This window comes from Chitinophaga sp., assembly GCF_036569125.1.
In the GTDB taxonomy this organism is placed as follows: Bacteria; Bacteroidota; Bacteroidia; order Chitinophagales; family Chitinophagaceae; genus Chitinophaga.
The window spans coordinates 1-5,833 of sequence record NZ_DATCRF010000447.1 but is presented as its reverse complement, the minus strand read 5'-3'; the positions used below and the strand labels follow the sequence as shown (position 1 = coordinate 5,833).

The following is a 5,833-nucleotide window of genomic DNA, read 5'->3' as shown; positions in this document are numbered from 1 at the left end:
ATCAGCGGCTATATTCAAAGCACGGAAAGCGGCCAGCCAATCCTCATCTATCAATAGCTTACACTGACTGTCGGCCAGCATATAGCTTATTCTTTCCTGCGGATACTCCGGATCAACGGGCACATAACCGGCGCCGCTTTTCAGAATGCCCAGCAGGGCAATGATCATCCATTCATTACGCGCAGTTTTTAAGCCTACCAGCTCATCCGGCTGAATATTATATTCCTGCTGCAGATGAACAGCTATTTTATTGGCCTGCTCATGCAGCGCTCTGTATGATAACGTTACCTCTTCAAAAACAAGGGCAATATTGTCCGGGGTACGGGCAGCCTGCTGCTCCAGCAGATCGATGAGCGTATAGTCATACGGGTAAGCGGCTGCAGTATTATTGAAATCCACCAGCAATCGCTGCCAGGTATCTGCCCCCAGGATCTCCTGCCGGCTGATACTTTGGGAAGCGTTAAAGGCAATGTGCTGTAAAGCGCGCTCAAAATACGTGTTGAAAGCTTCCAGGGAAATGCCGCCGGTTAGTTCCTTTTTCTGTTTGTAGATCAGCTTTAAGGAACCGCCGGTTACATTCACAGCCAGGTCCAGCCAGGTGTTGGTAGATTCAAAGGACTTCAGTTCCAGCGCAGTGCTTTGCTGCGCCGTATTATCATCCTGCACTGCATTCAGCGTATCATATACGTGGAAGTTGATGTAGTTGAAAATCACATCAAAGAAAGGATTGCTGTCCCTTCCATGAGCGCCTGCCTGGCGGTTAATTTCATACAGGCTTAAGCGGTCATGACCTTTCAGACTTCTTAATTTATGATCCAATGCTGCAATGTACTGCTGCCAGGTAGCGGCTGCGCCATCCCGCTGATACCGCAGCGGTATCGTGTTCAGGAAACAGCCCAGGATCTTATCGCCATCCTCACAAACCGGCCGTACGTTGGATACCAGCCCTATGGTAACATCTGTTTCTGCGGTAAGCAGCTGCAGCGTATACAGGTAAGCGCCCAGGAATAAAGTTCTTAAGGGAACACCCTGTTGTTTGGCGGCGTTTTCCAGCTTAGGTAAATAATCAAGCGGGAAACTCTTTTCAAAACCAGCGTAAAGCTCTTTGTCTTCAAATACAGCCAGGCGTTTAAAACCGGCCAGCTCCTGTTCCCAGAAACGGCTATGTGCCGACTGTTCTTTTTCCACCAGCGACGCAATGATGCTGGTCCTGTTATCGGCCAGCAGTGGCGCCGGACGGCAGGCAGCATCCTGCTGCAATTGCAGGCATAGCTGATACAGCTCCGTATTTAAAGAAGCTACACTCCAGCCATCCAGGATGGCATGATGGAACTGGAACAGGTACACCATGCGGTCTGCTGCGGTGAGGAAAATGCTGATCCTCCAAAGCGGGGCTGCAGCAAGGTCAAACGTTTTTTTGCGTTCGTCAGTGATATACCGGCGGATGTAGGCCTGCTGGTTTGCAGCATCCTGATCCGCGATGTCCTCCACGTGCATATTCACAGGTACGGTGTTGTACACTACCTGCAAACTATCCTGCCCGATGTTGTAAACATCAAAACCGGTCCTTAAAATGCTGTGCTTTTCTACCAGTAAGGTAAATGCCTGCTTAAAAATATTCAGGTCAAATAAAGGCAGCTGGTACACAAACTGATCGTGGTAAGTACCGTTCTCCGGGTCTTTCAGCTGTTCGAACACCATTCCTTTCTGTATATCGCTCATGGGATATACATCTGCTATGGCAGCGGCATTGGGCGCTGTTTGCAGCACTTCCTGCTTTACTGCTTCCAGCTGAGCAGCAATATCCTGCTGCAGCTGTGTTCCGGCATCCGGCAGGTCACCGGTTGCTGCCAGGTGGGCGGCCAGTGCCGCTACTGTTGGCCCTTCATAAAATGTGCGCAGCTCAATTTCCTTATGCAGCTCCTTTTTAAGCCTGCTGAGCAAACGGATGGAAATAATAGAGTCCCCCCCTATGGTGAAGAAGTTATCGTTAATGCCTATACGCTCTGCAGCCAGCACCTCCTCCCATACAGCGGCTATCTTCTGCTCTGTTTCATTGCGCGGCGCTATGTATTCTGTGGCCGGCAGCAGGGAATGCTGTAAGGTGGCCAACGCTTTTTTATCGGCCTTGCCGTTAGGCGTTAAAGGCAGGGCGCTTAATGCTATAATAGCAGCAGGGTGCATATAGTCCGGCACCTGTGCTGCAAGATATTGCTACAGCTGCGGCAAGCTGTAACCAGCTGCAGGCACTACAAATGCCAGCAGGCGTTTGTTCCCTGCTGCATCTGCTTTTGCAATGGCAGCGGCCTGACTTACCAGCCCCGATTGCAGCAGTACGGATTCTATTTCTCCCAGCTCAATACGGTAACCGCGGATCTTTACCTGGTCATCTATCCTGCCCAGGTACACAATGTTACCATCCGGCAGCCATTGCCCCAGGTCGCCGGTGCGGTACAGACGTTCCCCTTTGCGAAAGGGATTCTCTACAAATTTCTGCGCGGTGAGCTCCCCCTTGTTCAGGTAACCTCTTGAAAGCCCTACGCCGCCGATGCAGATCTCCCCTGCTACACCCAATGGCAGCAGCTCCATGGATCTGCCCAGGATGTACAATTGCGTGTTCCATATAGGACGGCCAATGGGGATCCTGTTATCCTGCGGAGTGGTAGCGTAAAACGTAACGTCCACCGATGCTTCCGTTGGTCCGTACAGGTTATGAATGGGTGTGCTTACAAGGCTGTACCATTTTTTTACTGTTTCTACCGGTAAGGCCTCACCGCTGGTGATCAGCAGGCGCAGGCCCTGTAAGGCGGCCTTTGTGGATGCTTCTTCAAATAAAGCGGTTATGAACGCGCTTAACATGCTGGGTACAAAGTGCAGGCAGGTTACGCCCTGTGTGGCTATGAGCTGCAGAATGCGCTGCGGGGAGGCAATATCATCCTTATGACACAATACCATTTTTACACCCCAGCACAAAGGCATGAATATTTCCCAAACAGATACGTCGAATGTGAAAGTAGTTTTCTGTAAGATCACATCCTCATCGCTGAATGCATACTGGCGGTACATCCATTCCACGCGGTTCACCACGCCGCGGTGTTCCAGCATACAGCCTTTAGGCCTGCCGGTTGAACCGGAGGTGTAGATCACGTACGCCAGGTCTGTGGGCTGGTTCACTATGGGCAGGTTTTCTGTGCTGTATTGCTGCTGTTGTTCCCGGAAAGCAGCCAGCCAGGCGTCATTGATCAATACCTTGCTTTGGCTGTCTGCCACCATGTAATCAATACGGTCCTGCGGGTAGGCGGGGTCAATCGGAATGTAGGCGGCGCCGCTCTTTAGTACGCCCAGTATGGAAATGATCATCCATTCACTGCGTTCCAGCTGAATGCCTACCAGGTCATTAGGCTGAATGCCGGCTGTGGCGCGTAAGTGCGCTGCCAGGCGGTTGGCCTGCTCATTTAATTCCCGGTAGGTGAATGTGCGCCCGCCAAACACCAGCGCTACTTTTTCCGGCCTGCGGCTTACCTGTTCTTCAAACAGGTGTATCATGGTCTTATCTGCCGGGAAGTCTGTTGCAGTATCATTGAAAGTATGCAGCAGCAGCTTTTCTTCTGCGGCATCTATATAAGCGGCTTCCCGTAAAAGCTGTTCAGGCGCATCTGCTATATGCTGCAAAATGCGGAAATACATTTTTCCCAGATCCGCTGCCGTTAACCCTGATCTTAATTTGCGGTTCAGGAAAAAACGGGCGTTAAATACATTGCCGGTAAGGTTCACATTCACTTCCAGCGGCATGTTGGTACGTGCGCGGGTGTTATCATTAAAGGCAGCTGCAGCGGCTTCCGTACCGGCGGCATCGTTATTGCCTTTTAAGCCTTCAAGTACATGAAAATTTACAAAGTTGAAGAAGCTGTCAAAGAAGGGATTACCGCCACCCTGGCCGGCATCCGGATGCAAACGCGCAATCTCTATGAGGCTTACACGCTCCGGCTCTTTTAAGGCCAGCAGTTTTTCCTCTACCTGCTTCACCCAGCCGGCTGCTGTAATATCTTCCCCGATATTGAAACGCAGGGGCACTGTATTCAGGAAGCAACCCAATACTTTGTCACTATCCTCCAAACCGGGACGGGTATTGGTTACCAGCCCTGCTACCACTTCATTATCTGCAGTCAGCACTTTTAACAGGTACAGGTAAGCGCTGAGCGAAATAGTTTTTAAACTGGTGTTTAATGTAAGGGCTAATGCCTGCAGCTTCTCCTGGTAAGCATGATCCAGCGTTTGTAAATAGCTGTTATATTCATATTCAGCGGTAAAAAGGTCGGGGCGTTTAAAACCGGCCAGCTCCTGCTCCCAGAAGGTATGCAAGGTACGGTTACGCTTATCTGCCTGCTGCTGAATTACAAAATCCTTATAAGATGATCTTAGTAAAGGCAGCTTATCAATGGAGGAATGTTCCAGCTCCAGGTACACGTTATTCAGCTCCGTGAGCAGGTTGGCATGGCTCCAGCCATCTAATATAGCGTGGTGGAACTGGCATGACAGTACAATTTCATCCCGGCTGATCCTGAACACATCTGCCCTCCACAGCGGGGCCGTGGTTACGTTAAACGAATGGACTGCATCTGCCTGCAGGAAGCTGCGGATCTCCTGTTCCTGCGCTCCGCGGTCCAGGTGGGTAAGATCATGCTCATTCAGCGGTGCATTGATCGTTCTGTATACTATCTGCAGGTCGCCATCATCATCCCCTAACAGAAATCCAGTTCTCAGCAATGCATGCTTGTCAATTAACAATGCAAAGGCACGGCGCAGACGGTTCATATCAAAGCCAGGCAGCACGCGGTGGTTTACGAGTACGTCGTGATAGATACCCAGGTCTTTGTTCACCAGGGATTCATACACCATGCCTTTTTCGATATCGCTCATGGGGAAAATATCTTCCACCTGTTCCGCATCGTCCAGCTTTGACAGCACCCGGTTTTTCAGGGCGGCTATTTCTGCCAGCACTGCTGCCTTATTGCGGTTATCTTCGTCATTGCTCTCATTACTGCGGCCTGACACATACTGCACCAGGCTTTCAATGGTGCTATGCCTGTAAAAATCTGCAATAGAAATCTCCAGGGCCAGCTGTTTTCTCAGTGCGCTAATGGTGCGCAGTATTTTAATGGAGTCTCCGCCCAGGTTAAAGAAATCGTCGCTTATGCCCACGGGCTGTTTGTTCAGCACCTGCTCATAAATGGCGGCAAATGCTTTTTCCATTTCATTGCGGGGCGCTACGTAAGCTACGCCACTGCCCATTTGCACGCTTTGCGGGTCCGGGAGCTTTTTACGGTCTATTTTACCATTGTGTGTTAAAGGCAAAGCTGTTAGCTGCACATAATGCGCGGGCAGCATATAAGCGGGCAAACGGCTGCCCAGGTGTGCGCGTATAGCCGACACGTTTAGCTCTTCTTTTGCCACTATATAGGCTACCAGCTCTTTCTCAGCTTGCTGGTATTGTTTTGCCAGCACCACGGCAGTATCTACCTGCGGGTGCTGCTGCAGCAGGCTTTCTATTTCACCCAGCTCTATGCGGTAACCGCGGATCTTCACCTGGTCGTCCATACGGCCGCCATATTCCATTTCACCGTTCGCCAGCATACGTACCTTATCGCCGGAGCGGTACAGGCGTTCGCCGGTTTTGAAAGGACTGGGAATAAAACGCTGGCTGGTAAGCTCCGGCCGGTTCAGGTAACCGTTGCACACGCCTTCGCCGCCTACATACATTTCTCCCCATACTCCTTTAGGCATTAGCTGCTGCTGTGCATCCAGGATATAACACTGCAGCGTAGGTATGGGT

At 50.9% G+C, this 5,833-nt stretch carries 2 protein-coding genes; both read right to left on the bottom strand.

The window, feature by feature from the left end:
• Positions 1 to 2,196, bottom strand: a 2,196-nt coding sequence (locus VIM87_RS16750; protein WP_331998102.1) for a condensation domain-containing protein, incomplete at its 3' end; no start/stop codon positions are given.
• An 18-nt stretch (positions 2,197 to 2,214) separates the two neighbouring features.
• A partial coding sequence (locus tag VIM87_RS16745; RefSeq protein WP_331998101.1) for an amino acid adenylation domain-containing protein occupies positions 2,215 to 5,833 on the bottom strand: 3,619 nt, incomplete at its 5' end.